Genomic DNA, 23,129 nt, shown 5'->3' on the forward strand with positions numbered 1-23,129 from the left:
GCCGGGCGTCCGCAGCCGGCAGCCGGCAGCCGGCAGCCGGCAGCCGACCGTCTCAGAGCAGGGCCGCGGCGTCCCGCAGCGCCGCCACCGCCGCCCGGATCGAAGGCCGCCGGTCGGCATCGGCGCGCCAGACGACGTACACGTGGCGGCGCAGGGTGTCGCACACCGGGAGCAGCCGCACCGCGGCCGGCACCGGCCCGCGCCCGAGCCGCGGCGCCACGCACACCCCGAGCCCGGCCTCGACGAACGCCAGCTGGGTGTGGTGCTCCTCGGCGATGTGCGCGATGCGCGGTTCCACGCCCAGGCCGCGCAGCGTGAAGACCAGCCACTCGTGGCAGAACTGGCCCTCGTTCCAGGAGATCCAGTCGTCGTCGGCGAAGTCGGCCAGGGAGATCCGGCTCCGCTCGGCCATCGGGTGCCCCGCGGGCATCGCGATGTCGACGGAGTCGTCGAGCAGGTGGGCGCGGGAGAGTTCGGCGGGCACCGGCATCCGCCGGTTGTGCCAGTCGATGGCCACCGCGAGGTCGAGGTCCCCGCGCACCACGGCGCGCATGCTCTGCTCCGGCTCCTGCTCGGTCACCCGGGCCCGCAGCTCGGGGTGTGCGGCGCGCAGCGCGGTGAGGGTGCGCGGCAGCAGCCCGCGCATCGCGGTGGGGAAGGCGCCGATCCGCAGCTCGCCGACGACGCAGCCGCGCTGGGCCTCCACGTCGGACTGGGCCAGCTCCACCTGGGAGATGATCCGTGCGGCGTGGTCGGCGAGCAGTCGCCCCGCGTCGGTGAGCCGGACCCCGCGGCCGTACTTGGAGAGCAGGGGCTGGCCGACCTCACGCTCCAGTTTGGCCATCTGCTGGGAGACGGCCGAGGTCGTGACGTGCAGACCGTCGGCGGCCCCGCTGACCGAGCCGTGCCGGGCGAGGGCGTCGAGCGTGCGCAGGCGCTCCAGGTTCAACATGTAAGCAATGCTACGGCGTGAACCGAAAGAACTCTCGCTTGTCCTACGAGGTCGTACGGAGCAGAGTGATCTCCATGAGCGCATCCGCACCCGCCCGGCCGACCCTCCCCACCTCCGCCGCCGCCCCCACCCCCAGCCCCGCAGCCACCACGCCGACCACCACCGCGGCCACCACCGCGGTCACCGCCCCGGCCGGCGCCCGCCCGGGCCTCGACTGGCGGATCCGCTTCGCGATCCTTTCGGTGGTCTGGGGGTTCAGCTTCCTGTTCATCAAGGTGGGCACCGAGGCGTACGCCCCCTTCCACGTCTCCATGGGTCGGGTCTTCTTCGGCGCGCTCGCCCTCGTCACCGTCCTGCTCGTCCGGCGCGAGCCGCTCCCCCGGGGGCTGCGGACCTGGGGCCACCTGTCGGTGGCGGCGCTGCTGCTCAACAGCGCCCCCTTCTCCCTCTTCGCCTACGCCGAGCTGAGCATCCCCTCCAGCCTCGCGGGCATCTGCAACGCCACCTCCCCGCTGTGGGGCATGGCCCTGTCCCTGGTCGCCCTCTCCGAGGACCGGCCGACCCGGCGCCGCTTCGCGGGCCTCGGCCTCGGCTTCCTCGGGGTGCTGACGGTCCTCGGCGCCTGGCAGGGCTTCGCGGGAGTCGACGCGAAGGGCACGGCCTTCGCCCTGCTCGCGTCCTTCTGCTACCCGATCGGCTGGATCTACGTCCGCCGCACCCTGGCCGGCACCCCCGGCTCGCCGGTGGCGCTGACCGGAGCCCAGCTGATCGTCTCCACCCTCCAGCTGGCGGTGGTGAGCGCCGCGTTCACCAGCGCGCCGACCTCCTTCCCGCTGTGGCCCACGCTGTCGGTGGTCGCGCTGGGCGCGCTGGGGACGGGCATGGCCCTGCAGATGCAGTACGGCCTGGTGAGCGAGATCGGCCCGACCACGGCCCAGATGGTCACCTACTTCATCCCGGTGATCGCGACCGCGGCGGGCGTCCTGGTCCTGGGCGAGCAGTTGCACTGGAACACCCCGGTGGGCGCCGCGATCGTCCTCGCCGGCGCCGCCCTGACCCAGACCCGGTCCGGCCCGCGCAAGAAGGGCTGACCCCGCCGCGACACCGCGCGCCGCACTGCCGTGACCGGAAGAGGTCACGGCACCCGGGCGCGGCGGAGCGGCTTCCGAACGCTTGATCACGGGACCTGACCTGCTCGTTCCCCGAGCCGTTCCCCGAGCCGCTCTCCTAGTCGTACCGGACCCCCCGCGCCGGGCGGACCGCCTGCGCCACCGCGTCCGCCAGCGACGGGATCTCGGCCGGGGCCACCGGCGACACGGTGATCCGTACGCCCGGACCGCTGTCCACCCGGAAGCGCGCGCCCGGCGCCACCGCCCAGCCGGCCGCGAGGAGCCGGGTCACCGCCCCCGTCTCGTCCGGCACGGGCACCCACACGTTCATCCCGCTGCGCCCGTGCGCGGCCACGCCCCGCTCGCGCAGCGCCGTCACCAGCGCGTCCCGCCGCTCCCCGTACGCCCGCGCCACCGCGGCCCCGTCCACGGCCCCCGAGGTCCACAGCTCGATGACGGCGTACTGGAGCAGCCGGCTCACCCAGCCCGGGCCCAGCCGCTGGCGGCCCAGCACCCGGTCCACCGTGACCGCGTCCCCCGTCAGCACCGCGAGCCTCAGGTCCGGCCCGTACGCCTTGGCGGTGGACCGCACCAGCGCCCAGTGCCGGGTGACCCCGCCCAGGGGTTCCAGCGGCAGGTCGACGATGCCGTGCCCGTGGTCGTCGTCGACGACGAGCACGTGCGGGTGGCGGGCCAGCAGCTCCCGCAGCGCGGCCGCCCGCGCCGCGCTCACCACCGCGCCGGTGGGGTTCTGCGCCCGCGCGGTGACCACCAGCGCCCGCGCACCCTCCGCCAGGGCCCGCTCGACGGCCTCCGGCACCGGCCCCTCGTCGTCGACGGCGACGGGCGCGATCCGCAGGCCGAGCGCGGGCACGAGGTCCAGCACGCTGCCCCACCCCGGGTCCTCGACCGCCACGACGTCCCCCGGGCGCAGGTGCGCCGACAGCACCCGCTCGATCGCGTCGAGCGCGCCCGAGGTCAGCCCGACGGGCCCGGCGGGCACCCCGTCGGCGTCGAGCCCGGCCCGGGCGAGCCGGGCCAGTTCGGGGACGACGGGCTCGTCCCCGTACCGGGTGGGCGCCTGCGCGTAGCGCCGGGCCGCGGCCGCCAGCGCGCCGGACAGCTCGGGCAGTACGCCCGGATCGGGGTTGCCGCTGGCCACGTCCCGGCCGCCCGGCGGCACCGCCACCCGCAGACCGTCCCGCGGGGTGCTGGCGGGTCGGGCGCGCACCCGGCTGCCGCGCCGCCCGTCGGTTTCGATGACCCCGCGTTCGCGCAGCGTGCGGTAGGCGGCGGCGACGGTGTTCGGGTTGACCCCGAGCGCCCCCGCCAGCTCGCGCATCGGTGGCAGCAGGGCTCCGGGGGGCAGCTCCCCGGAGCCCACGCCCGCTTCGACACTGGCCGCGATCTCGGATGCGCGGCTTCCGACGATTGTGTATTCTCCTAGCACAAACAACAGTATGCACTAGTGCAATGGAGTTCGCATCATGACCGTCGCGCCCGCCGCCGCCCACGACCCCGCGACCGACGCCTACGAGCCGACGGACCTCACCATCCCCTCCCGCTCCCGCGACCGCGCGCGCTACGACCGCGAGACGGTGCACGCGATACTCGACGAGGGTTACCTCTGCCACCTCGGCTTCGTCCGCGACGGCGCTCCGGTGGTCCTGCCGACCCTCTACGGTCGGGTCGGCGAAGCGCTGTACATCCACGGCTCCACCGGTTCGCGCCCGCTGCTCGCCGCGGGCAAGGCCGACCCCGGCCTCCCCGTGTGCGTCACGGTCACGCACCTCGACGGGCTCGTGCTGGCCAAGTCGGCCTTCCACCACTCGATGAACTACCGCTCGGTCGTGGTGCACGGCACGGCGTACGAGGTCACGGACGAGGCCGAGCGCCGGACGGCCCTCGACGCCCTCGTCGACCAGGTCGTGGCGGGCCGCTCGGCGGACTCCCGCCCGGCCGACGCCAAGGAACTGGCCGCCACCGCCGTCATCCGGCTCGACCTCGAACAGGTCTCGGCGAAGCTGCGCACCGGCGGCCCCAACGACGAGGCCCGGGACCTGGACCTGCCGTTCTGGTCGGGCGTGGTCCCCGTCGCGCGGACCTACGGCGCCCCGGTCCCGGCGGCCGACCTGGCCCCCGGGATCGAGGTACCGGACTACATCGCCGCGCTCTGAGCCGGTACGGGCCCCACTTCGGGCCCGTCCACCGCGCCTCCCGGGGCTTCGTCCGCCCCGGCGACGGCCTCCTGCGCCGGACGGCGGCCCTCCGCGACGATCAGCGCGAGGACCGCCGCCAGCAGGAGCAGGATGCCGAGCACCACCGACCCGGTCAGCCGCTCCCCCAGGACCAGTACGGCGATCAGCGCCGCGCTCACCGGCTCGATCAGCATGATCACGGACACCGTGGCGGCCCGCACCGCGGCCGCACCGGTGAAGTAGAGGACGTACGCGAGCGCGGTGGGCACCGTCGCCACGTACACCAGCAGCCACAGCACCCGACCCGGCTGCGCGGTGTGCGGAACCAGCCCCTCCAGCACGGCCAGCGGCAGCAGGCACACGGTACCGACCGCCAGTGACCACGCGGTCGTGACCAAGGGGTCCCCGCCCGCCCCGCGCCGCCCGAGGGCGCGCGTGCGCAGGGTCATCGCCGCGTAGCCGGAGGCCGACAGCAGCGCCCAGCCGACCCCGGCGGGCCGCACCTCGGCACCCCCGCCGCCCAGCGTCAGCGCCACCAGCCCGGCCAGCGCGCCGCAGACGGCGGCCGCCCCGCCCCGGCCGAGCCGCTCGCCCATCCAGTACCGCGCCCCGAGCGCGATCATCACCGGCCCGGCGCCCAGGGTGACCACCGTCCCGACCGCGAGCCCGGTCTCGCGCACGGCCCCGAAGTAGGCGGCCTGGAACAGGGTGAAGAGCAGCCCGGTGACGACCAACGAGGCCACCGACGGCCGCGGCGCCGACCGTCGCCGGCCGCCCCACGGACGACGCAGGGCCAGCGCCCCGAGGAGGAGGAGCAGGGCGCCCGCGCAGCGCCAGAAGGACAGGGCCAGCGGACCGAGGTCGCTCGCCAGGAAGAGGAGTGAGGCGGCCGCCCCGGCGGTGCCCCAGGCGGCTCCGGCGACGACGAGGTACAGATGCTTCGACACGTGTGCTCCGCGTGACGTGAAGGATGAGGGGAAAGGTCATCTCTTCGCGGGCAGCACGGACCGGCCCGGTGACTCCGGGCGGGGTTCGTCGGCGCAGTGGCGAGGCCGCCCGCGTCAGGCGGCGGGAGGCGGAAGCACGTTCATCAGCATGGTCGTGACCCTAGGCCGTCGCGGCCGTCCGGTCCAGCGCCCCGGGTTCGACGGCTCCCCGGTCGGCGGTCGCGCGGCCGACGGTTGCGCTGTCGGTTCCCAAGACCGCCTGGTCCATGGCTCCCGGCCCCAGGGCGGCCGGGTCCGGGACGCTCTGCCCGTCCCCCGCACCCGACCCCGGGCCCGGCTTCGGCGCCGCGGGCCGCGAGGTCTGCGCGATGAAGGCCCCTCCCAGCACCAACGCACCGCCGATGATCTGCGGGGTCGAGAGGTGTTCCTTGAGGAGCACCCAGGCCAGCACGGTGGCGACGACCGCTTCCAGGCAGGCGACCACACCCGCCACCTGCGGCGAGAGCATGCGCACCGACACGACACCGGTCAGGTAGGCCGCGACCGTCGCGATCAGCACCACCCAACCGACGAGCACCAGCGCGGGCACGGCCATCCCGCCGACGTCCGCGTCCCGCCCCAGGACCGCCCACCGCGTCTCCCAGGGCCGCGCGATCACGGTCATCACCAGCGCACCGATGACCATGCCGTACGCGATCACCCCGAACGGGTCGGGCACGTCCTCCCCGTCCGCACCCTGGTCGGCCAGGACGAAGTAGAAGGCTTGGCAGCAGGCGGCGGCCACGCCGAGCAGCACCCCGAGCGGGTCCAGCCGCAGCCCGGCCCAGATCTCGACGACGCAGGCCAGGCCGACGACGGCCACCGCGGCCCCGGCGGCGGCGGACCGGGTCACCGGCTTGCGCTGGACGAAGCGGATGTAGCCGAGCAGCAGCGCGGGGCCGAGGTACTCCAGCAGCAGGGCCACGCCGACCGGGATCCGGGACAGGGAGGCGAAGTAGAAGGCCTGCACCCCGGCCACGGCGACCAGACCGAAGCCGGCGAGCAGCGCGGGTTTGCGGAACAACAGTCCACGGTGGCGCCAGGCCAACGGGGACATCACCAGCGCCGCCCCGGCCACCCGCAGCCAGACCACGTGCAACGGGTCCAGACCCGCCTCGATCAGCGGCTTCGCCGCCACCCCGGAACCACCGAACGCACACGCCGAAACGAGGGCGAGGCCCAGTCCGGCATTTCTCCCTGACGCTTGCATCGGCACATCATGACAGCCCTCGTCAGGAGCGTCACCGGGGTGACGCCTGTTGAGATTTCCTGACAGGTCGTCAGTCTTGAATGTTCCGCCGACCGGGACTACGTTCCGCCGGACACAGCCGACGAGAAGGGGCGGTCCCATGGCCGAAGTCACCGCGGAATCACGCATCGAGGCCTCCGCCTCCGCGCTCTGGTCGCAGCTCACGGACTGGGACGCGTACGGCCAGTGGAGCATGACCCACACCGGCTTCCCCAAGGGCGGCCCGGAGACCCTGGCCGTCGGCTCCACCTTCGCCGAGAACATGAAGATGATGGGCTTCCCGGCCGAGGTCGTGTGGACCATCGAGGAGCTGGAGACCGAGCGCGTCTTCGCCATCCGAGGCAAGGGCCCGATGGGCGTCGTCGTGGGCACCCGCTACACCCTGATCCCGGACGGGGAGGCGACGACCGTGCGCATCGACGGGGACTTCCAGGGCGCGGCCGTCTCCCTCATGGCGGGCAAGCTGAAGGACTCGGCCGGCGCCGCGCTGAACGAGTCCCTGCGCAAGCTGGCCGGCCTGGTCGCCTGACCGGTCGCCCGCCCCACCACCCGCCCACGCCGGAGTGCCCCGCGCGTCATGACGCGCGGGGCACTCGGCCGCACCTCTCGCCGGACGGTCAGTGCTCGTCGGCGAGGATCAGGTAGAGCTTCTTACGGGCCTCGTTGATGACCGCGACGGCCTTCTCCCGCTGCTCGGACGAGCCGGTCTTCCAGACCTGCCCGAAGGCCTCCATCAGGCCGAAGCCGGCCGTACGGATCTCGTTCATCGCCTCGCGGTCGAAGCCGCGCCCGGCCTCTTCCCAGGGAGCCGCGGAGCCCGCCTCGGCCTCGGTGCGGCCGGCGTCGGTCAGCGTGAACAGCTTCTTGCCGCCCTCGCTCGCGCTGCTGATGAGCCCCTCGTCCTCCAGCATCTGCAGGGTCGGGTAGACCGACCCCGGGCTGGGCTTCCAGGCCCCGCCGCTGCGCTCGCCGATCTCCTGGATCATCTCGTAGCCGTGCATCGGCCGGTCCGCGAGCAGCGCCAGGATCGAGGCCCTGACGTCACCCCGCCGGGCCCGCCGGTGCGGTCCGCCGCGCCCACCACGCCCGCCGAAGGGTCCACCGAAAGGCGGCCCGAACGGGCCGAAGGCGGCGCGCCGACCTTCGAAGTCACCCTGACGGTCCGGCCCGCAGTGCCCGTGCCCACGACCGTGCTCGTGTCCGTGCTCATGTCCGTGTGAACGCATGACTGCGCTCCTTTCGTCATTGTTCCTGCTGATTCGTTCGTGTCGTTGTCCGACATCACAACCATCGCTGACCGCTCGCGATGTGTCAACGATATATCGGGAGTGCTCTTAACGAGCGACCCCGACCCACCCGCCCACCGCCCCGTCTCAGCGCGGCCGCAAGCTCCCGCCCGAGTACGTGGCCAAAGTCCGAGCCGGCCAAAATGGTGGGGCGCCGGGCATACGTCACCGGCGACCACTGCGAATCCCTCTGCCAAGTACCGAACGGGAAGTAGCACCATGCGCGTCACCATCGACGGGACCCACATTCGAAGCCACGCGGACCTGCACCGCGTTCTGGCCGGCCCCCTGGACTTCGGCCCGTTCTACGGACACAACCTGAGCGCGCTGTGGGACCGTCTGAGCACAGATGTCGAGCGCCCGGTCGAGATCGTCTGGGAGAACGTCACCAGCAGCCGCGAATCCATGGGCGACGAAGCATTCGAGGAGATCGCATCCGTACTGCTCAGAGCAGCGAAAGCGGATGAGTCGAACAGGGTGGGCAAGAGGCTGACCGTGCGTTTCGCCTGACCGGCGGTGAGGACCCGCCGCACCCCGCACCGACCGGAGGAGGAAGCCCGCTCCGATGCGGCCGGGGCGTGCGGCGGTCCTGGAACTACCCCTTGCTCCACTTGGCGCTGGGATGGTCGGTGCACCGGTACGCGCAAGTCGACTCCGGTCGCGGCGGCTTCCGCGCGGGCCGTGCCGCCCCGGGGAGCCGTGGCGCCGGGACGCGCCGTTACGGTGGGCCGATGTCATCGATCAAGAGGTTCCAAGTCACCTTCGACTGCGCGGAACCGGAGCGCCTCGCCCTCTTCTGGTGCGAGGTGTTGGGCTACGTCGCGGTGCCTCCGCCCGCGGAGTTCGCCACCTGGGACGACTTCAGGCGTTCGCAGCCGGCCGAGGAGCGGGACGCCTGGTTCGCCTGTAGCGACCCCTCGGGCGTCGGCCCGCGGCTGTACTTCCAGCGCGTCCCCGAGGGGAAGGCCGCCAAGAACCGGCTGCACCTCGACATCCGGGTCGGCACCGGACTCGTGGGCGAGGAGCGCCTCGCCGCGCTGGAAGCCGAGTGCGCACGCCTGGTCCCCCTCGGCGCGGTGCACGTGCGGACGTTGTACGACGGCAACGACGCGTGCATACCCATGCTGGACATCGAGGGCAACGAGTTCTGCATCGACTGAGGATCGCGCCCCTTCCCCAAAGGACCAGTGGACCCGGCGCGGCCACGGCCTGGGCGCCGTCGAACTGCGCAGCACCGGCGAAGCAATCGGACGCTCCGGCCTGAACTGGTGGGAAGAGTTCGACGAGACCGAGATCGGCTGGACCTTCGCCCGCGCCCACTGGGGCCACGGCTACGCCACCGAGGCCGCCCGCGCCGTGCTCGCGTGGGGCTTCGGACCACTGGGCCTCCAGCAGATCACCGCCATGATCCACCACGGCAACACGGCCTCCACCGCCGTCGCCCGGCGCCTCGGATTCACCCCGCTGCGCGAGGACACGGTCCTCGGCCGCCCCTGCACCGTCCACGCCCTGACCAGGGAAGACCACGCGGCCGGCTGACGGTGGACGGCGCCCGACGACACGAGCGCGCCGAGGGTGTAGTGTCCGCATCGATTGAACACGTTCAATTCATGCCCGAGGGGGGCCTCGCCGTGTACCAGCATGTCGCCGCCGCGCAGCCGCGGCACTCCGACGCCTTGAGCGGCATCGCACCGGGCGCCGAGGTCGTGGGAGGCGGCGCGCTCCTCTGCGCGGCACTGTACGCCCAACTCTCCTCGCTCGGGGCCGATCCCTACGGCCGCGGCTACGGCGGCGCCATCGCCCTGCTCTTCGGGCTGTTCGTGATGGCCGTCTTCGGCCCCCTCCTCGCCTACGCGGCGGGATGGCTGCACAGCCTCCTCTTCACCACCCCGGTGATGCTGGCCTCGAACGCCCTGGGCGTGCGCACCCGGACCGCAGCACCGCGATGGGCCCTGCCCACGGCGGTCGTGTTCGCGGCCGGGTACGCCGTACCGCTCTCGGTGCTCACCGGCGCCGCGTACGCCACCACGCTCGGCTGGACGGCCGCCGTCGGGTTCCCACCCGTGGCGGTCGCGGTGCTCGCGCGGATGCGGCGGATGCGCAGGGGCAGGATCCGGCTCTGGGCGATCGGGCCGATCGCGGTGGCGGTGCTCGTCACCCTCGTCCTCGGAGCCGGCGCCCCCGGGTACGAGGCACCCGCCCTCGGGCACGCCGACTTCGTGGGCCGGTGGACGGGCGACGGAGTCAGCCTGACGCTCGGGGACCGGGGCGAGGTGGTGGCCGAGCAGCTACCCGTGCACAACGGCTTCGACGTCGTGGGCCACTGCACCGGACACGGCACCTGGCGCTCCACGGCCGCGGGGGATTCGGCGAGCGAGGACCGGGCGGGCGTGGTCCTCGCGCTCCCCGACTGCAAGGGCGCGGAGCTGCGGTGGAGCGTGGCGGGGACCCGGGAGCGGCCCGAGTTGTTCGTGCTGATGGGTGATCCGGACGCGGGCGAGGTGGTGGTCCTGCACCACCGGGCCACCTGACACCGGTCCACGAACGGCGCGGCACCGGACCACGAACGCCGCGGCACCAGGCCGACCACCAGGCCACCCGCACCGCCACCCGCAAGGCCACCCACCCGGAATTGGCCTTTGTCCGCCGGTCACGGCCCGTCCTACGGTCGAAGGCATGCGCATCCGAATCGTCGACGCCTTCACCGACCGGCCCTTCCAGGGCAACCCCGCCGGAGTCCTGCTCCTGGACGGCGCCGCGGGCTTCCCGCCCGACACGTGGCTCCAGCAGGTCGCCGCCGAGGTCAACCTCTCCGAGACCGCCTTCGCGCACCCGCTGCCGCCCGGTGGGGAGGCCGACTGGGCGCTGCGCTGGTTCACCCCGACCGCCGAGGTCGACATGTGCGGCCACGCCACCCTCGCCACCGCGCACGTCCTGGCGAGCACCGGCCTGGCGGACGGACCGGTCCGGTTCGCCGCGCGCTGCGGTGTCCTCACCACCGAGGCCGCCGCCGACTCCACGGTGACCATGGACTTCCCGACCTCCACGCTCAGCCCGTACGAGCTCCCGGAGGCCCTCGCCCTGGCGCTGGGCGGGGTGGAGGTGCGCTCCGTCCACGACACCGCCGCCCACATCGGCGACCTGTTGGTCGAGCTGGCGGACGAGCGCACCGTGCGCGAGCTGCGCCCCGACCTCGCGGTGGTCGCCGCCTACGCCAAGCGCGGGCTGATCGTCACCGCTGCGGCCGAGGACCCCGCCCGGGGGTACGACTTCGTCTCCCGTGGCTTCTTCCCCGCCGTCGGCGTCGACGAGGACCCGGTCACCGGCAGCGCGCACACCGCGCTCGCGCCCTTCTGGGCCGCGCGCCTGGGCCGCACCGAGCTGACCGGCTTCCAGGGTTCGGCGCGCACCGGCCTGGTCCGGGTCCGGCTCGCGGGGGACCGTACGTTCCTGACCGGGCACGCCGTCACGGTCCTCGACGGAGAGCTGCTGACCGCCCCCTGAACCGGGCCGCCGCTGCCCTCGTACCGGTCCCTCAGGGCGTGGGCAGCCAGCCGACCTTGCCGGCGAGCAGCGCGTACCCGCCGAAGGCGACGATGTCGAGCAGTGCGTGCGCGACCACCAGCGGCCCGACCCGGCCCCAGCGCCGGTAGAGCAGGACGAAGACGACGCCCATGACGACGTTGCCCAGGAACCCGCCGATGCCCTGGTAGAGGTGGTACGAGCCGCGCAGGACCGAACTGGCCAGCAACGCGGCCGTCGACGACCAGCCCAGCCCGTCCAGCCTGCGCAGCAGGTAGGCCAGCACGATGACCTCCTCCACCACGGAGTTCTGCACCGCGGAGAGGATCAGTACGGGGAACTTCCACCACACGTCGGGCAGCGCTTCCGGCACCACCGTCAGGTTGAAGCCCGAGGCGCGCGCCGCCAGGTAGAAGGCCAGCCCGGCGCTGCCGATCCCGGCCGCGACGAGCGCCCCGCGCCCCAGGTCCGCGCGGGGCCGGGTGCGGTCGAAACCCAGCACCCGCAGACCGGGCGCGCCCTCGCGGGTGAGCAGGTGGGCCACGAGGAGTACGGGGACCAGGGCGGTCGCGATCCCGAAGAGCTGCCAGGACAGGTCGAGCCAGGGGCGGCCCGGCGCGTAGGAGCCGTTGAGCGTGGCGGCCTGGTCCTTCAGCCCGCCCGGTTTGGTGAGCGAGCCGATGAAGCTGATGAGCGCCGAGACCGCGCTCGCCCCCAGCGACAGGGCGAGCACCAGCAGCGTCTCGGTCCGCAGGACCCGCCGCCCGTCCTCGCGCAAGGTCCCGACCACCGGCTCCGGATCCGCCCGCACGCCTGACTCCGTCCCGCTCCGACCCACCGTCCCGCTCCGACCACCCCATACTGCCCGCTCGACGGCGGAACGGGATCACCGGGCAGGACACGGAGCCGGACGGGGCGCGGCGCCGGACGGAACGGGTCCGCCCGACGGCCCCGGCCGTCCAACCGCCCCGGCCGTCCAACCGCCCCCGCCGCCCTACCGCCCCGCGGTCAGGGCCGCGCTCACCTCCTCCTCCGGCAGCCCGGCGGGCCAGGTGTGCACGGGGTCCCCCTTGTACATGAGCTCGGTGTAGCGGCGGGTGGTCGCCGCGAGCGCCGCGTCCCGCTCCAGCCCGGCGGCCAGCGCCCGGTGGTAGGTCTCGACCTGCCAGGTCGCACCGTTGGCGCGCCTGCGACAGCGCTCCTCGATGATCCCGAGGTAGTGGTCCCGGTCCGCGGGCTCGATGCCCCAGGCGTCGAGCCCGGCCGCCGCCATCGGCAGCAGCTCGTCGAGCACGAGCCGGACCGCGGGCACGCTCGCCAGTCCCCCGCCCCGGCCCCGGCGCGGCCAGCGCAGCCGCGCGTCGATCCCGTACCGGCAGGCCGCGTCGAAGTTGGCCTCCGCCTCCGCGAAGGGCAGCCGGTTCCACACCGGGCGCTGCTCGTCGGCGAGGGTGCGCACGAGCCCGTAGTAGAAGGCGGCGTTGGCGACCACGTCGGTGACGGTGGGCCCGGCCGGCAGCACCCGGTTCTCCACCCGCAGGTGCGGCACCCCGTCGGCGACCCCGTACACGGGCCGGTTCCAGCGGTAGACGGTGCCGTTGTGCAGGACGAGTTCCTGGAGGCTGGGCACCCCGCCCTCGCCGAGCACCCGCAGCGGCTCCTCCTCGTCGCAGATCGGCAGCAGCGCCGGGAAGTAGCGGACGTTCTCCGCGAAGAGTTCGTACGCCGAGTCCACCCAGCGCTCGCCGAACCAGGTCCGCGGCCGCACTCCCTGGGCCTGGAGCTCGGGCGGCCGGGTGTCGGTGGCCTGCTGGAAGAGCGGGGGCCGCGACTCCCGCCACAGCTCGCGCCCGAAGAGGAAGGGGGAGTTGGCGCCCACGGCTATCTGTACCGCCGCCACCGCCTGCGCCGCGTTCCACACGTCCGCGAACCGGGCGGGGGTGACCTGGAGGTGCAACTGGACCGAGGTACAGGCCGCCTCCGGGACGATCGACCCCGAGGTCCAGGTCAGCCGCTCCACCCCGTCGATGTCCAGGACGAAGTCCTCCCCCCGCATCAGCAGGATCTGCTCGTTCAGCAGCGAGTAGCGGTCCACCGCCGAGAGGTTCGCGGAGACGAGGTCGCCGCGGGAGATCGTCGGCAGGATGCCGATCATCACCACCCCGGCGTCTATCTCCGCGGCCTGCCGATTGGCATATGCGAGACTCGCGCTGAGCTCTTCCGCGAGCTGGTCGAATACCCGGCCGTCGAGCCGGTGCGGAAGTATGTTGACCTCCAGGTTGAACATTCCGAGTTCGGTCTGGAAATCGGGGCTCGCAATGCGCTCCAGTACCTGGGCATTCACCATTCTCGGCAATCCGTCGGAACCCGCGAGATTCAACTCGATCTCCAGCCCCATCATGTTCTTGGGGCGATCGAACCTCTTCTCCGCCAGAAGCCGCTCCAGTCCCTCCAGGCACTCGTGAAGCTTCCTCCGATACCGTTGCCGATCGGACAGGTCGAATCCGCCTGCCACGACCTTCTCCCCCATCGAAGCGTCCCTCCACGAGTGGGCCCGGCCCGGTCCGTCCGGGCGCACGTTACGGTCGATGATGCCCCGGCCGAGTGATCGATAACGCGGCGGGGGCACGACTGGCGGACAGCGCGCGCCGGTTTGGCCGACAGGCGCTACGGCACATTCATCTGGCAAGGGGCATCCTGCAATGCCCCCGTCGACTTTTCCGTGTACGCAATACCGGCGCTTTCCAGCCGAGCACCCTTCGGGTAACCTCCGAGGTCAGCGTGAGATGTCCGCGCTCGTGCAGCTACGAATCCTCCGCAGCAGGACCGGTATGCGCCTTGTCGGCAATGGGCGGGACAGCTAGCCGAAACACTGCGTGAACACATGTCGTATAAACTCCGCAAACGAGGCAGAGAGTTGGCGCGCGGCCATTGCCCCTCGGCCCCCCTCTGGCCCCAGAATGCGACAGCGCCGTCCGCACCTGCCCCCGTTCTCCCAGGTCTCCCAAGTGAGAGGCGACCCACCATGCCGCTGCATGTCCCTCCGGCCCCCGCGCCCGCCCTGCGCAGCGTCCTCGCGGCACTCGGTTCCCCCACCGCGGTCCACGAGGCGCTCACGCCGGCGCTGCGCTCCCTCCAAGGACCGCTGACCGCCGAACTCCCCCTGCCCGTGCACGTACTGGACCGGCTCCAGTTCCTGCCCTCGACGGCGGGCCGGCCGCCCCGCACCCGGCTCACGGGTTGGAGGTTCCTGATCCGCAGCGGCGACCGCTTCGTGGCCGCGGCGGACACCCGGCTGACGGCGGACGGCTGGGCCTTCTCCCACTTCTTCGAGGGGCCCTACGTCGCCGCCACCGAACGCGCCCTGCGCCAGGCGGAGTCCCTCGGCAAGAACTACCAGCCCCGGCTGCTGTCCGTACCGGAGCTGTACATGCTCACCCTGTGGCTGCACGAGGGGGTCGGCGCCGCCGCTTCGGCCGGCCTGCCCGCCGCCGCCGACCTGCTGGTGCCGTTGGCGCCCGCCCCGCCGGGCATCGCCGCCTACCGCCCGCACCCCGTGTCGGAGTTGCTGCCGGTGCTGACCCACCGCCTCACCCCGCAGAGCCCGCCGAGCCCGCAGGGCCCGCCGGTGCCGCCCTCGCTGGCGGCTCCGGCCGCCTGATCCGGGCCGCCGCGGCCTGATCCGACCCGACTCCGGCGGCCGCGTGGCCCACTGTGCCCATTCGGCCTAGCCCGCTCGGGCCAGTGCCGAACCATCCGAAATGACAGGGGAGTTGAGCTGAACCGCCCGCACGGGTGATGCGTCATCAATCTATGAGGACAGCTACCGGAAATCCCTGCGGACGCCAGTCCGTAGGGCAACACTGGACCCTGACCACACCGAGATTGATACGGGGGGCGGCCATGAACGACGCATCGAGCCGCAGCACACAGACCACACCGCAGCGAAAGAACGTATCCATGTGCCAGCACCAGCCTGCCTGCCCTAGCGCCGACTCCGCCGACCGGGAGGCCGCGCATCCCGTGGCCAACCACCCGGAACAGGGCTGGAGCCTGCTGTGCAACGGCGTCCTGCTCTTCGAGGACACCGGTGAGCTGCTGCCGGACGGCCGGATCATCGCTCCGCACCGCCCGCTCGCGGCGGCGCAGGTGATGAAGGCGGCGTAGCGACCGCCCGAGGAACGCGCACGAAGCACGCGCACCAGGCACGCGTACGCAGCACCCTTACGAAGAAACGCGCACGAGGCACGCGAAAGGGGCCGGCCCGGGAGGCATACTCCCGGACCGGCCCCTTTCACTTCTCAACGATGGGCAAGCGCGACCATCAGTTGTCGTACTCGTCCAGCGGCGGGCAGGAACAGACCAGGTTCCGGTCGCCGAACGCGCCGTCGATCCGGCGGACCGGCGGCCAGTACTTCTCGGCGGCGATCAGCCCGCCCGGGAAGACGGCCTCGTCACGGGTGTACGGGTGGTTCCACTCGCCGCCCAGCGCCGCGGCCGTGTGCGGGGCGTTGGCCAGCGGGTTGTCCTCCAGCGGCCACTCGCCCGCCGCGACCTTCTCGATCTCCGCGCGAATGGCGATCATCGCGTCGCAGAAGCGGTCGATCTCGGCGAGGTCCTCGGACTCCGTCGGCTCGATCATCAGGGTGCCGGCCACCGGGAAGGACATCGTCGGCGCGTGGAAGCCGTAGTCGATCAGTCGCTTGGCGATGTCGTCCACGCTGACGCCCGTCGCCTTCGACAGCGGGCGCAGGTCGATGATGCACTCGTGCGCGACGAGGTTGCCCGGACCGGTGTAGAGCACCGGGAAGTGCGGCTCCAGGCGCTTGGCGATGTAGTTGGCGCCGAGCACCGCCACCTGGGTGGCGCGCTTGAGGCCCTCGCCGCCCATCAGGCGCACGTACGACCACGAGATCGGCAGGATGCCCGCCGAACCCCACGGCGCGGCCGAGATCGGACCGACGCCCGTCGCGGGACCGGCGGTCGGCTGCAGCGGGTGGTTGGGCAGGTACGGGGCCAGGTGCGCCCGGACACCGACCGGGCCGACGCCCGGGCCGCCGCCGCCGTGCGGGATGCAGAAGGTCTTGTGCAGGTTCAGGTGCGAGACGTCGCCGCCGAAGTGACCCGGCTTGGCGAGGCCCACCAGGGCGTTGAGGTTGGCGCCGTCCACGTAGACCTGGCCGCCCGCGTCGTGCACCTGCGCGCAGATGTCGGCGACGTGCTCCTCGAACACGCCGTGCGTGGACGGGTAGGTGATCATCAGCACGGCGAGCTCGTCGCGGTACTGCTCGATCTTGGCGCGCAGGTCGGCGGCGTCGACCTCGCCGTCGTCCGCCGTCTTGACGACGACGACCTTCATGCCGGCCATCACGGCGCTGGCGGCGTTGGTGCCGTGCGCGGAGGACGGGATCAGGCAGATGGTGCGCTGCTCGTTGCCGTTCGCCCGGTGGTACGCCCGTACCGCGAGCAGACCGGCCAGCTCGCCCTGCGATCCGGCGTTGGGCTGGATGGACACCTTGTCGTAACCGGTGACCTCGCAGAGACGTTCCTCCAGCTCGGTGATGAGCGTGAGGTAACCCGCGGCCTGCTCGACCGGGGCGAAGGGGTGCAGCTGGCCGAATTCGGGCCAGGTCACCGACTCCATCTCGGTGGTCGCGTTGAGCTTCATCGTGCAGGAGCCCAGCGGGATCATGCCGCGGTCCAGCGCGTAGTCCTTGTCCGACAGCTTGCGCAGGTAGCGCAGCATCGCGGTCTCGGAGCGGTGCTGGTGGAAGACCGGGTGGCTCAGATAGGCGTCCGAGCGCAGCAGCCCCTCGGGCAGCGTGTCGGCGGTGACCTCGTCCAGCGCCTCGATGTCCGCGGTGACGCCGAAGGCGGCCCACACGGCGTCGATGTCGGCGCGCAGGGTGGTCTCGTCACAGGAGACGGAGACGTGGTCGGCGTCGACCCGGTAGAGGTTGACCCCGGCCTCGCGGGCGGCGGCCACGACCCCGTCGGCCTTGCCGGGCACCCGCGCGGTGACCGTGTCGAAGTACGAGCCGTGCACCAGCTCCACGCCGCCGGCGGTCAGGCCCGCGGCGAGCAGGGTGGCGTAGCGGTGGGTGCGGCGGGCGATCGTCCGCAGGCCGTCGGGGCCGTGGTAGACGGCGTACATGGCGGCCATGACGGCGAGCAGCACCTGCGCGGTACAGATGTTGCTGGTGGCCTTCTCGCGGCGGATGTGCTGCTCGCGGGTCTGCAGGGCCAGGCGGTAGGCCTTGTTGCCGTCGGCGTCGACGGAGACGCCCACCAGGCGGCCGGGCAGCGAGCGGGCGTGCTTCTCCTGGACGGCCATGTAACCGGCGTGCGGACCGCCGAAGCCCATCGGGACGCCGAAGCGCTGGGTGGTGCCGATGGCGATGTCCGCGCCGAGCGCACCCGGGGAGGTGAGCAGGGTCAGGGCGAGCAGGTCGGCGGCGACGGCGACGATCGCGCCGAGGTCGTGCGCCTGGTCGATGACCGGCTTGATCTCGCGGACCGCACCGGAGGCGCCCGGGTACTGGAGGAGCACGCCGAAGACGCCGCGCTCGGCGATCTCGGCCGGGATGCCCTCGGACAGGTCCGCGACCACGACCTCGACCCCGGTGGGCTCGGCGCGCGTCTCGATGACCGCGATGGTCTGCGGCAGCGTGTCCGCGTCGATGAGGAAGACCCCGCCCTTGACCTTGCCCACGCGGCGGGCGAGCTGCATGGCCTCGGCGGCGGCGGTGCCCTCGTCGAGCAGGGAGGCGCCGGAGGTCGGCAGCCCGGTCAGGTCGGCGACGACCGTCTGGAAGTTCAGCAGCGCTTCGAGGCGCCCCTGCGAGATCTCGGGCTGGTACGGCGTGTACGCCGTGTACCAGGCCGGGTTCTCCATGACGTTGCGCAGGATCACCGGCGGCGTGAAGGTGCCGTAGTAACCGAGGCCGATCATCGGGGTCAGGACCTGGTTGCGGTCGGCCAGCGAACGCAGCTCGGCGAGCACCTCGGCCTCGGTGCGGGCACCCGGCAGGTTCAGCGCCTCGGCGCTCTTGATGACGTCCGGCACCGCGGCGGCGGTCAGATCGTCCAGGGAGCCGTAGCCCACCTGGGCCAGCATCTTCGCCTGCGCCTCGGCATCCGGGCCGATGTGGCGCTGCTCGAAGGGGATGCCTCGCTCCAGCTGGGAGAGCGGAATGCGGTTGGCGGTCATGTACGGAGGCCTCCTGGTCGTACGACCTGCGAGGGGTACCACGGCGCGGGCACCCGGACGGCCTCCCCCTCTGTCATCTCAACCTGAGAGCTTCACCGGGCCTCCTGGGGATCGCCCGTGGAGGTCCGGCTTTCACCGTCGGTGAGGAAGGGCACCGGAACTGCGATCCGTCGCCCGTCCTGCTTTCCAGAGTGGCCTCGTCCGTGCGGTACGTCTGCCTGAGAGATTCCGGGGAGGAGTTGCTCCTTCGGCGCCTCCGACGAACTCGATCGGAGGACTCTCCCGCACAGGGTCAGCAGCCGTTCCCCAGCCTACCAGCGAGGATCTGGGCACTCCCTCGAGTGGCCCCCTCCCCGGAAATGCACTTTTGTAGTCATTACGGAGGAGTTGCGACCAAATGGAGGCGACCGTGCAGACCGACATCGATCCGCGCAGCCTGATCGGCCGCAAGGCGTTCGACCGCAATGGAACCAAGATCGGCACCGTCGACGAGGTCTACCTCGACGATGCCACGGGCGTCCCGGAATGGGCCGCCGTACGGACCGGACTCTTCAGCCGGGACGCCTTCGTCCCGCTGGAACCGAGCGAGGTGGTGGGCGACACCCTGCGGGTTCCCTTCGAACGCGCCCTGATCAAGGACGCCCCCGATTTCGGGGTGGGCCGCCACCTCTCCCCCGAACAGGAGCTCCAGCTCTACCACCACTACGGCCTGGACGTGACCCTGCCGAGTGACTTCCACCACGGCGACCGCGACTTCGGCCGCCTCGCCGGCGGCGAGGCCTAGGCCGGGGTCACCCGCCCGCAGGTCCGTCATCCGGCGGTTCCTTCTTTGGCATGTCCCCCGTCAGGTTCGGCATGTTCGCCGTCCGGCTCCCCGACCAGGGGCAGCGGATCGGACGGTTCCAGGTCGGGGTCGTCCACCCGGAAGGTGCGCACCCGGCCCGGCGGCGATCCCGGCCGCTCGAAACGGACAGTCACCCTCCCCACCCCGCTGCCCTGCACCCAGCCGGGCCCGTACTCCCCGTGGCGCACATCGGTCCCCGCCGGCCACCTCCGTTCCTGCGGGGGCTCCCCCACGGGCGCGTCCGCGGCCCCGGTCCCGGCCGCCGCCTGCGCGCGTACGGGCGCCCCCGCGCCCCCGTCGGCTCCGTCGCCCTTGTCCGCTCCCTGCACCCGCGCCCCCGCGGCGGAATCCGGCCCACCGGAATCCCGCTCCCCGGCCACCGCCTCCGCCTCCGCCCGGGCCGCTGCCCGGGCCTCCGCCTCGGCCTCCGCCTGGGCGAACAGGTCCTCCTGCGTGTAGTCGGCCAATCCCGACACCCCCACGCCCAGCAGCCGCACCCCGCCCGTCGTGTCGATCCCCTCCAGCAACCGCGCCGCCGCCTCCCGGACCACCGCCGGATCGTCCGTCGGCCCCCGCAGGGTCTCCGACCGGGTCAGCGTGGAGAAGTCGTAGCGGCGCACCTTGAGCACGATCGTCCGCCCCGAGTGCCCCGACGCGCGCAGCCGCCCCACGCACCGCTCCGCGAGCCGCTGCACCTCGCCGCGGATCCGGACCCGGTCGTGCAGGTCCACGTCGAAGGTGTCCTCGACCGAGACGGACTTCGCGTCCCGTTCCGCGACCACGGGCCGGTCGTCCAACCCCAGCGCCATCCGGTACAGCGCCACCCCGTGCGCCCGCCCGGTCATCCGGACCAGTTCGTCCTCGCCGGCGTCGGCCAGCTCTCCCACCGTGGTGATCCCGGCCCGCCGCAGGTGCTCCCCGGTGGCCGGCCCCACCCCGGGCAGGGTCCGCACCGACATGGGCGCCAGCAGTTCCCGCTCGGTCCCCGGCTCGATCAGCAACAGCCCGTCCGGCTTGGCGCCCTCCGAGGCCACCTTGGCCAGCATCTTGGACCCGGCCAGCCCCACCGAGGCGCTGAGCCCCGTCGCCGCCCGGATGTCCGCCCGCAGCCGCTCGGCCGTGACCCGGGCCCCGGCCGAGTCGAAGGCCGCGCCGCCCGCCTCCAGGTCCACGAAGGCCTCGTCCAGGCTGAGCGGCTCCACCAGCGGCGACAGCTCGCGCAGCCGCGCCATCACGAGGTCGCTGACCGCCCGGTACAGGGTGAAGCGCGGGATCAGATAGGCCCCGTTCGGGCAGAGCCGCCGGGCCTGGGCGGTGGGCATCGCCGAATGCACCCCGAAGCGCCGCGCCTCGTACGAGGCCGTCGCGACCACCCCGCGCGGGCCGAGCCCACCGACGATCACGGCCTTCCCGCGCAGGCTCGGCTTCGCCGCCTGCTCCACGGAGGCGTAGAAGGCGTCCATGTCCAGATGCAGGATGGTCGGCGCGGCTCTCACGCCACCGATGCTGCCCTACGCCACTGACAACGCCCCCGACGCACGTCCGGCGCGCCCCGCGAGGAGCGTCCGGCGCGCCCCGGGGGCGGTCCGAAAGGGGTCCGGACGGGGCCGACCGCGGCCCCGCCGACCCGAGGGCCTCAGCCCGCCCGGTTGCGGCGCGCGGCCAGCTCGTCGGCCGGGTTGTGCCCGACCAGCGTCTCGCCCGTCTCCACGCGTTCCCCGTGCAGCTGCGACAGCGCCTTCTCGACGTCCCGCCACACCACTCCGACGGCGATCCCGAAGATCCCCTGCCCGCCCTGGAGCAGGCCCACGACCTCGTCCGGTGAGGTGCACTCGTAGACGGTCGCGCCGTCGCTCATGAGCGTCATCCGCTCCAGGTCGCGAAAGCCCCGGTCGCGCAGGTGCTGGACGGTGGTGCGGATGTTCTGCAGCGCCACCCCGGTGTCCAGGAAGCGTTTGACGATCTTGAGGACGACCACGTCCCGGAAGCTGTAGAGCCGCTGGGTACCGGATCCGCCGGCCGCGCGCACGCTGGGCTCGACGAGCCCGGTCCGCGCCCAGTAGTCGAGCTGCCGGTAGGTGATGCCCGCGGCGGCGCAGGCCGTGGGCCCGCGGTAGCCGATCTCCCCGGCGGCCTGCTCGCCGTCCTCCGGGCCGGGCGGCACGGATTCCGGCTGACGGCGCGCGGCACCCACCGCCCCGCCGTGCAGCGCGTACGGTCCGCCCTCACTCCGTGCGGGGATGCCCCCGGTCGTACCGTCGCCCGTGATCCTCACGCCGACCCTCCGTCCTTGACCTGCCACCTTGAAGGTAGGCAGTCACCCGGGGTGCGTCAACGATCGCCACACTCGGCACGCCGAGTGATAATCACCCTGAGAGTGGTTTCCCGTATCCCTTAGCGGGGAAAGGCTACTCGAATGGGCTGACTTTCCCTTGAGGACGACTCGGCCGACACCTCACTGATTGCTGCTGCCGAAGTCCTCCGGCGAGATCTGGTCGAGGAACTCGCGGAACTTCTCCACCTCGTCCTCCTGCTCGTCCGGAATCGCAATTCCGGCATCGTCCAGCACCCCGTCGCTCCCGTAGATCGGCGTCCCGGTGCGCAGGGCCAGCGCTATGGCGTCGGACGGCCTCGCGCTCACCTCGACCCCGCTGGCGAAGACGAGCTCCGCGTAGAAGACGCCCTCCCGCAGATCCGTGATCCGGACCTCGGTGAGTTCCTCGCCGATCGCCTCCAGCACGTCCTTGAACAGGTCGTGCGTCAGCGGCCGGGCAGGGGCCATCCCCTGCTGGGCGAAGGCAATGGCAGTAGCCTCCCCAGGACCGATCCAGATGGGGAGGTACCGATCGCCTCCCACTTCACGCAGGAGCACGATCGGTTGGTTGGAGGGCATTTCAACCCGGACACCCACAACGTCGAGCTCGTTCACACAGCAACCCTAGGACCTGCCCGGCCGGTTTGGGTAGTCGGGGCCCCGCGAGTCAGTGCAGTCGGACCCCGAGAGCGGTCTGTACGAGCGCCTCGTGGAGCCGTACGGAGATGCCCGCGAGCTCTTTCAGGGTGGCCTCGGCATGGGCCCTGGTCTGGGGATTGCGGTGCCGCCGCAGCGGTGCGACCACCTGTTCCACCAGCCCGGCCTCCCGGTCCGCCGCGGCCTTCATCGCGCGCAGATGGCGCGGCTCCAGGCCGAAGCGACCCAGTTCCGCCACCAGCCGGGCCACGGTGACGGCCCCGGCGTCGAATCCGCCCTCCGGTGCCTCCGCCAGGAGCCCGTAGGACTCCCACTCGACCAGCTGTACCTCGTCCACCTCGGCGGCGGCCAGCAGCTCGGCCCGGCCGACGCGGGCCACGGTGGGCCGGCTCCGGCTGATCTCGCCCAGCACCGCGGCCACCACCGCCGCCCCGGCGGCGTCGCCGTCAGCGGGTGCGGCGGGGGCGGGGATACGAATCTGCTCGCCCCGTTCGAGCGCGTCGAGCTGGTCCTTGATGACCTTCAGCGGCAGGTAGTGGTCGCGCTGCAACCGCAGGATCCTGGCCAGCCGCTCGACGTCGTCGGGACTGAACTTGCGATATCCGGAAGGTGTGCGCCGGGGCTCGACCAGCCCCTCCGCTTCGAGGAACCGGATCTTGGAAATCGTGACTTCGGGAAACTCGTCGCGCAGCGTGGTGAGCACCGTGCCGATGCTCACCAGCCGCCCGCCCGAGCCGGCGGTGCCGTGTCCGGCACCGCCCGTCGAGGTACGCAGCATGGACCTTCCCTGTGGTCTCCCCGG

General features: G+C 72.5%; 22 protein-coding genes, 1 pseudogene and 1 riboswitch. Of the genes and pseudogenes, 11 read left to right on the forward strand and 12 right to left on the reverse strand.

Annotation, left to right across the window (positions count from 1 at the left end):
* Positions 1-52 precede the first annotated feature (52 nt).
* Positions 53-952, reverse strand: coding sequence for a LysR family transcriptional regulator (locus ACIBEA_RS08280; RefSeq protein ID WP_399259006.1), 900 nt, complete (start codon positions 950-952; stop codon positions 53-55).
* A gap of 74 nt (positions 953-1,026) precedes the next feature.
* Between ACIBEA_RS08280 and ACIBEA_RS08285 the strand changes: the two genes are divergently transcribed.
* Positions 1,027-2,043: a DMT family transporter gene (locus tag ACIBEA_RS08285; RefSeq protein ID WP_399259007.1), complete on the forward strand. Its 1,017-nt coding sequence runs from the start codon at positions 1,027-1,029 to the stop codon at positions 2,041-2,043.
* Between the two features lie 136 nt (positions 2,044-2,179).
* Here the strand turns inward: ACIBEA_RS08285 and ACIBEA_RS08290 are convergent, their stop codons facing one another.
* Positions 2,180-3,511, reverse strand: a complete 1,332-nt coding sequence (locus ACIBEA_RS08290; RefSeq protein WP_399259008.1) for an aminotransferase class I/II-fold pyridoxal phosphate-dependent enzyme — start codon at positions 3,509-3,511, stop codon at positions 2,180-2,182.
* A gap of 37 nt (positions 3,512-3,548) precedes the next feature.
* On the opposite strand from ACIBEA_RS08290, the gene ACIBEA_RS08295 reads away from it, so the two are divergent.
* Complete coding sequence (locus ACIBEA_RS08295) at positions 3,549-4,238, forward strand: pyridoxamine 5'-phosphate oxidase family protein (RefSeq protein ID WP_399259009.1); 690 nt, start codon at positions 3,549-3,551, stop codon at positions 4,236-4,238.
* On the opposite strand, the gene ACIBEA_RS08300 is transcribed toward ACIBEA_RS08295, so the two are convergent.
* Positions 4,220-5,206, reverse strand: coding sequence for a DMT family transporter (locus tag ACIBEA_RS08300; RefSeq protein ID WP_399259010.1), 987 nt, complete (start codon positions 5,204-5,206; stop codon positions 4,220-4,222). The two genes, ACIBEA_RS08295 and ACIBEA_RS08300, sit on opposite strands and share 19 nt — an antisense overlap.
* A gap of 160 nt (positions 5,207-5,366) precedes the next feature.
* Entirely contained in the window at positions 5,367-6,455 is a 1,089-nt protein-coding gene (locus ACIBEA_RS08305; RefSeq protein WP_399259011.1) for an EamA family transporter, read from the reverse strand.
* 139 nt (positions 6,456-6,594) lie between these two features.
* Between ACIBEA_RS08305 and ACIBEA_RS08310 the strand changes: the two genes are divergently transcribed.
* Positions 6,595-7,023 carry an SRPBCC family protein gene (locus ACIBEA_RS08310; RefSeq protein ID WP_399259012.1) on the forward strand — a complete coding sequence of 143 codons (429 nt, stop codon included), beginning with the start codon at positions 6,595-6,597 and terminating at the stop codon, positions 7,021-7,023.
* Positions 7,024-7,111: 88 nt separating this feature from the next.
* Here the strand turns inward: ACIBEA_RS08310 and ACIBEA_RS08315 are convergent, their stop codons facing one another.
* The gene (locus tag ACIBEA_RS08315; RefSeq protein ID WP_399259013.1) at positions 7,112-7,720 is read right to left on the reverse strand and encodes a PadR family transcriptional regulator; all 609 of its coding nucleotides are present in this window, start codon (positions 7,718-7,720) and stop codon (positions 7,112-7,114) included.
* A 279-nt stretch (positions 7,721-7,999) separates the two neighbouring features.
* On the opposite strand from ACIBEA_RS08315, the gene ACIBEA_RS08320 reads away from it, so the two are divergent.
* The 5 genes and pseudogenes from ACIBEA_RS08320 to ACIBEA_RS08340 all read left to right on the forward strand — a co-directional run bounded on the left by ACIBEA_RS08320 (position 8,000) and on the right by ACIBEA_RS08340 (position 11,284).
* Positions 8,000-8,290, forward strand: a complete 291-nt coding sequence (locus ACIBEA_RS08320; RefSeq protein ID WP_399259014.1) for a barstar family protein — start codon at positions 8,000-8,002, stop codon at positions 8,288-8,290.
* 221 nt (positions 8,291-8,511) lie between these two features.
* Positions 8,512-8,940, forward strand: coding sequence for a VOC family protein (locus ACIBEA_RS08325; RefSeq protein ID WP_399259015.1), 429 nt, complete (start codon positions 8,512-8,514; stop codon positions 8,938-8,940).
* A 16-nt stretch (positions 8,941-8,956) separates the two neighbouring features.
* Positions 8,957-9,319, forward strand: a pseudogene (locus ACIBEA_RS08330) (GNAT family N-acetyltransferase); the annotation flags it as partial.
* Between the two features lie 71 nt (positions 9,320-9,390).
* Positions 9,391-10,311 carry a hypothetical protein gene (locus ACIBEA_RS08335; protein WP_399259016.1) on the forward strand — a complete coding sequence of 307 codons (921 nt, stop codon included), beginning with the start codon at positions 9,391-9,393 and terminating at the stop codon, positions 10,309-10,311.
* Between the two features lie 145 nt (positions 10,312-10,456).
* Positions 10,457-11,284, forward strand: a complete 828-nt coding sequence (locus ACIBEA_RS08340; protein ID WP_399259017.1) for a PhzF family phenazine biosynthesis protein — start codon at positions 10,457-10,459, stop codon at positions 11,282-11,284.
* A gap of 31 nt (positions 11,285-11,315) precedes the next feature.
* Here the strand turns inward: ACIBEA_RS08340 and ACIBEA_RS08345 are convergent, their stop codons facing one another.
* The gene (locus ACIBEA_RS08345; RefSeq protein ID WP_399259018.1) at positions 11,316-12,113 is read right to left on the reverse strand and encodes a CPBP family intramembrane glutamic endopeptidase; all 798 of its coding nucleotides are present in this window, start codon (positions 12,111-12,113) and stop codon (positions 11,316-11,318) included.
* A gap of 183 nt (positions 12,114-12,296) precedes the next feature.
* Positions 12,297-13,832 carry a glutamate-cysteine ligase family protein gene (locus tag ACIBEA_RS08350; protein ID WP_399259019.1) on the reverse strand — a complete coding sequence of 512 codons (1,536 nt, stop codon included), beginning with the start codon at positions 13,830-13,832 and terminating at the stop codon, positions 12,297-12,299.
* 495 nt (positions 13,833-14,327) lie between these two features.
* On the opposite strand from ACIBEA_RS08350, the gene ACIBEA_RS08355 reads away from it, so the two are divergent.
* Complete coding sequence (locus tag ACIBEA_RS08355; RefSeq protein ID WP_399259020.1) at positions 14,328-14,963, forward strand: hypothetical protein; 636 nt, start codon at positions 14,328-14,330, stop codon at positions 14,961-14,963.
* A gap of 299 nt (positions 14,964-15,262) precedes the next feature.
* Positions 15,263-15,469, forward strand: a complete 207-nt coding sequence (locus tag ACIBEA_RS08360; protein WP_385778455.1) for a DUF5999 family protein — start codon at positions 15,263-15,265, stop codon at positions 15,467-15,469.
* Positions 15,470-15,626: 157 nt separating this feature from the next.
* On the opposite strand, the gene gcvP is transcribed toward ACIBEA_RS08360, so the two are convergent.
* Positions 15,627-18,512, reverse strand: coding sequence for an aminomethyl-transferring glycine dehydrogenase (gene gcvP, locus ACIBEA_RS08365; RefSeq protein WP_399259021.1), 2,886 nt, complete (start codon positions 18,510-18,512; stop codon positions 15,627-15,629).
* 196 nt (positions 18,513-18,708) lie between these two features.
* Positions 18,709-18,807, reverse strand: a riboswitch (glycine riboswitch).
* Between the two features lie 102 nt (positions 18,808-18,909).
* Here gcvP and ACIBEA_RS08370 point away from each other — a divergent pair.
* Entirely contained in the window at positions 18,910-19,296 is a 387-nt protein-coding gene (locus tag ACIBEA_RS08370; RefSeq protein ID WP_385778459.1) for a PRC-barrel domain-containing protein, read from the forward strand.
* 26 nt (positions 19,297-19,322) lie between these two features.
* Here ACIBEA_RS08370 and ACIBEA_RS08375 read toward each other — a convergent pair whose 3' ends face one another.
* The 4 genes from ACIBEA_RS08375 to ACIBEA_RS08390 form a co-directional block, all read right to left on the reverse strand.
* Positions 19,323-20,852, reverse strand: coding sequence for a DNA polymerase IV (locus ACIBEA_RS08375; protein ID WP_399259022.1), 1,530 nt, complete (start codon positions 20,850-20,852; stop codon positions 19,323-19,325).
* A gap of 140 nt (positions 20,853-20,992) precedes the next feature.
* Positions 20,993-21,631, reverse strand: a complete 639-nt coding sequence (locus ACIBEA_RS08380; protein WP_399259023.1) for a MerR family transcriptional regulator — start codon at positions 21,629-21,631, stop codon at positions 20,993-20,995.
* Between the two features lie 180 nt (positions 21,632-21,811).
* The gene (locus tag ACIBEA_RS08385; protein WP_283461037.1) at positions 21,812-22,285 is read right to left on the reverse strand and encodes a bifunctional nuclease family protein; all 474 of its coding nucleotides are present in this window, start codon (positions 22,283-22,285) and stop codon (positions 21,812-21,814) included.
* A gap of 52 nt (positions 22,286-22,337) precedes the next feature.
* Positions 22,338-23,105 carry a MerR family transcriptional regulator gene (locus tag ACIBEA_RS08390; RefSeq protein WP_399259024.1) on the reverse strand — a complete coding sequence of 256 codons (768 nt, stop codon included), beginning with the start codon at positions 23,103-23,105 and terminating at the stop codon, positions 22,338-22,340.
* Positions 23,106-23,129: the final 24 nt, after the last annotated feature.

Origin of the sequence: Streptomyces sp. NPDC051555, assembly GCF_044454405.1 — a bacterium.
In the GTDB taxonomy this organism is placed as follows: domain Bacteria; phylum Actinomycetota; class Actinomycetes; order Streptomycetales; family Streptomycetaceae; genus Streptomyces.

Bases quoted from the DNA above. Each gene is read 5' to 3' on its own strand.
- ACIBEA_RS08355 (WP_399259020.1), top strand. From the start codon at position 14,328: ATGCCGCTGCATGTCCCTCCGGCCCCCGCGCCCGCCCTGCGCAGCGTC.
- ACIBEA_RS08340 (WP_399259017.1), top strand. From the start codon at position 10,457: ATGCGCATCCGAATCGTCGACGCCTTCACCGACCGGCCCTTCCAGGGC.
- ACIBEA_RS08370 (WP_385778459.1), top strand. From the start codon at position 18,910: ATGGAGGCGACCGTGCAGACCGACATCGATCCGCGCAGCCTGATCGGC.
- ACIBEA_RS08315 (WP_399259013.1), bottom strand. From the start codon at position 7,720: ATGCGTTCACACGGACATGAGCACGGACACGAGCACGGTCGTGGGCAC.
- gcvP (WP_399259021.1), bottom strand. From the start codon at position 18,512: ATGACCGCCAACCGCATTCCGCTCTCCCAGCTGGAGCGAGGCATCCCC.
- ACIBEA_RS08360 (WP_385778455.1), top strand. From the start codon at position 15,263: ATGTGCCAGCACCAGCCTGCCTGCCCTAGCGCCGACTCCGCCGACCGG.
- ACIBEA_RS08295 (WP_399259009.1), top strand. From the start codon at position 3,549: ATGACCGTCGCGCCCGCCGCCGCCCACGACCCCGCGACCGACGCCTAC.
- ACIBEA_RS08280 (WP_399259006.1), bottom strand. From the start codon at position 952: ATGTTGAACCTGGAGCGCCTGCGCACGCTCGACGCCCTCGCCCGGCAC.
- ACIBEA_RS08310 (WP_399259012.1), top strand. From the start codon at position 6,595: ATGGCCGAAGTCACCGCGGAATCACGCATCGAGGCCTCCGCCTCCGCG.
- ACIBEA_RS08305 (WP_399259011.1), bottom strand. From the start codon at position 6,455: ATGCAAGCGTCAGGGAGAAATGCCGGACTGGGCCTCGCCCTCGTTTCG.
- ACIBEA_RS08390 (WP_399259024.1), bottom strand. From the start codon at position 23,105: ATGCTGCGTACCTCGACGGGCGGTGCCGGACACGGCACCGCCGGCTCG.
- ACIBEA_RS08335 (WP_399259016.1), top strand. From the start codon at position 9,391: ATGCCCGAGGGGGGCCTCGCCGTGTACCAGCATGTCGCCGCCGCGCAG.
- ACIBEA_RS08350 (WP_399259019.1), bottom strand. From the start codon at position 13,832: ATGGGGGAGAAGGTCGTGGCAGGCGGATTCGACCTGTCCGATCGGCAA.
- ACIBEA_RS08325 (WP_399259015.1), top strand. From the start codon at position 8,512: ATGTCATCGATCAAGAGGTTCCAAGTCACCTTCGACTGCGCGGAACCG.
- ACIBEA_RS08285 (WP_399259007.1), top strand. From the start codon at position 1,027: ATGAGCGCATCCGCACCCGCCCGGCCGACCCTCCCCACCTCCGCCGCC.
- ACIBEA_RS08320 (WP_399259014.1), top strand. From the start codon at position 8,000: ATGCGCGTCACCATCGACGGGACCCACATTCGAAGCCACGCGGACCTG.